Origin of the sequence: Shimia sp. (assembly GCF_041624275.1) — a bacterium.
GTDB lineage: Bacteria > Pseudomonadota > Alphaproteobacteria > Rhodobacterales > Rhodobacteraceae > Shimia.
The window spans coordinates 1-3038 of record NZ_JBFJVE010000266.1; the positions used below are offsets into that span (position 1 = coordinate 1).

2 protein-coding genes are annotated in these 3038 nt (G+C 62.8%); both read right to left on the reverse strand.

The features are described from left to right. Window positions 1–1273, reverse strand: a 1273-nt coding sequence (locus tag ABZD10_RS14790) for a nitrate/nitrite transporter (RefSeq protein WP_372887671.1), incomplete at its 3' end; no start/stop codon positions are given. Window positions 1274–1676: 403 nt separating this feature from the next. After that, window positions 1677–3038: ATP-binding protein (locus tag ABZD10_RS14795; protein ID WP_372887673.1), on the reverse strand; the 1362-nt coding region annotated here is incomplete at its 5' end.

Below are 3038 nucleotides of genomic sequence, written 5' to 3' on the forward strand. Positions count from 1 at the left end.
CTTCGGCGGCCAGCTCGAGCGCGCTTTGACGGTCAAGCTTGCGCACGGCGGCCTGCATCCACAGCGTCGACAGGGCCACCATGACAAAGAGCAGCATGAAGGGCGCGGTCCAGATCCCGGTGAGGTCCAGCAGGACCCCGAAGGCGATCGGCAGAACAAAGCCGCCGAGGCCGCCGATCATGCCGACCAGCCCGCCGACCGAGCCGACATGGTCCGGGTAGTAATGCGGAATGTGCTTGTAAACCGCCGCCTTGCCAAGGCTCATTACGAAGCCGAGGATCACGCTCAGCACCACGAACATGGTCAGGGACACCTGCAGGTCGAACTCGAAACTGCCCGAGATGCCCTGCATCACGTAGTGCCCGCCGGGATAGGACATGAAGAACAGCGCCAGAAGCGAGACGCCGAAGGTGGCATTCATCACCGCCCGCGCACCCCATTTGTCCGACATCCAGCCGCCAAGCGCGCGGAACACCGAGCCGGGGAAGGTGTAGAGCCCGGCCAGAACCCCGGCGGTGGTCAGTTCAAGCCCATAGGCGCCGACATAGTAGCGCGGCAGGAACGATGCCAGCGCCACGAAGGCCCCGAAAACGAAGAAATAATAGATCGCAAAGCGCCAGACCTGGGCGTTCTTCAGCGGTGCCAGCTGTTCGGCGAACGAGACCTTTTCCTGCGCCGTGGCAAGGCGGCGCTGGTGCACCGGGTCGGGTTTGGCCAGCACGTAGAACAGGACGCCGGTGATCGCCAGCACCACCGCATAGACCTGCGCCGTGGCCTCCCAGCCCAGCGCCACGACCAGGAAGGGCGCGGCGAAATTGGTCACCGCGGCGCCGACATTGCCGACCCCGAACACGCCGAGCGCGGTGCCCTGGTGGCGGCTTTCGAACCAGCGCGAGACATAGGCGACACCGATGATGAACGACCCGCCGGCAAGCCCGAGCCCCAGAGCCACCAGCAGGAACAGCTCATAGGTGTCGACGGTCGTCATCATCCAGACCGCCGCCGCCGTGACCAGCATCTGCAGCGGAAACACCACCCGGCCACCGAACTGTTCGGTCCAGATGCCAAGGAACATGCGGCTGATGGCGCCGGTCAGCACCGGCGTCGCCACCAGAAGGCCGAACTGGGTATCCGAAAGGCCCAGTTCCTGTTTGATGCGGATGCCGATGATCGAGAAGATCGTCCACACGGCAAAGCAGACCGTGAAGGCGAAGGTGCTGAGCCCGAGGGCGCGGTACTGGTCGGTGCGGGAAGAGGTTTCGGCGCTGTGCATCAACGGGTCCAATCATGGTTCGCGGCAAGGACGCAGACAATGGCAGCCAATCGGCGCCGGTTCGTTCGAACTGACGGGTGCAGGCTCATGCGTCTCTCTCCTGGTTGGGCGCTGCCGGATCCGGCGGCAGGCCTGAGGTCTGGTATGCGCAGGCAATCGCCCGCGCGAATACGGTCGTGTATGGATTATCGCCAATTGTCGTTGCTGAATATTGCCGTTTTCACACGGGGCCGTTTCGAAAAACGCAACGCACGGGGTTTTTCGGGCAGAACCTGCCGATCCCGTCCGGGGGGAGAAACGCCAGCTGCCCCGCGATTTCTCGCGGGGCAGCTGGTGTTTTCCCGGATCTGGCCGGGCTGAGTTTCACGAAACCCGTCCCATCGGCGGCACGCCGGCCCGCTTTTCAGGCGGCGGTGATCTGCCGGGCACCTTCGACCTCTGCCGCTGGCAGTCTGACGGTAAAGGTCGCGCCCTGCCCCAGCGTGCTGCTGACACCTACCGTACCGCCGTGGATCTCGACCAGCTTCTTGACGATTGCCAGCCCCAGACCGACGCCACCCTGCGACCGCGTGTCGGCGGAACCGACCTGCTTGAAGCGGTCAAAGACGGTTTCATGCAGCTCTTCGGGAATACCGCAGCCGGTATCCTCGACCGAAATCACGACCTCCCCGTCGACCTCTTGGCTGGTGACGCGAATATGGCCTTCCTTGGTGAATTTCAGCGCGTTGCCCACCAGGTTGATCAGGATCTGCTTGAACCGCACCCCGTCGACCAGCACCTTTTCGGAATGGGTCTCGTGCAGCAGCTCGATACCCTTGTCTTGCGCCAGAACCCCGAGCTCCTCGATCACGGTCTCCACCGCCATGCCGACCTCGACCTCCTCGGGCGAGATCTTGAGGTCGCCGGTCTCGATGGCCGAGAGGTCGAGAATATCGTTGATGATCGTCAGCAGATGCTGGCCTGAACTGTCGATTCGCTGCGAATAGCTGGCGATTTCCCTGGCCACCTTGTCGTACAGGGACAGCGCCGTTTCCGGGTCCTTGGTCTGGTTTTCCAGATAGTCGCGCAGGGCCGAAACGGGGCGCAGAATATCCGGCCGGGCAAGAAGGGCGTTGAACCCAAGGATCACGGTCAGCGGGGTGCGCAGCTCGTGGGTCATGACGCTGAGGAATTCGCTCTTGGCGCGGTCCGACGCCTCGGCCTTTTCCAGCGCGTCAGCCAGAACGGTCACATCCGAGCCGACCCCGCGATAGCCCGCGAAAACGCCCTTGGAATCGTGGTAGGGCATGCCGCTGAGGCGCAGCGTGGATTTGTCGTGAATGCGCGTGGACAGGGAGTAGATGAATTCCTCGAAAGGCTTCCGGGCCGCCATGCGATCAGCCAGCCACTCCCAGTCGCCGCTTGCCTTGGCCACCTCGTCATTGTGGAAGAACTCCGCACGGGTCTTGCCGATCAGTTCCTTGGCCGGGATTCCGGTGACGCGTTCGAATCCTTCGGAAAGATAGGTAAAGCGGCTGTCCGAATCCTGTTCCCAGAACCAGTCCTTGCTGATATTGGCGATATCGGCAAAGCGCCGTTCGGTCGCGTCGCGCATCTCGATCGCCTTCTTCATTTCCGCGTTCGAAGCTTCAAGCTCGGCCTGCTGATCCTTGAGCGTGGTGACGTCGAAGCGAATGCCGACACGGCCGCCTTCGCGCGTGTTCTGGTTGTAGGACTTGACCCAGCGGCCATTGCTCAACTGGTATTCCCACTCGAAACCGCCGTC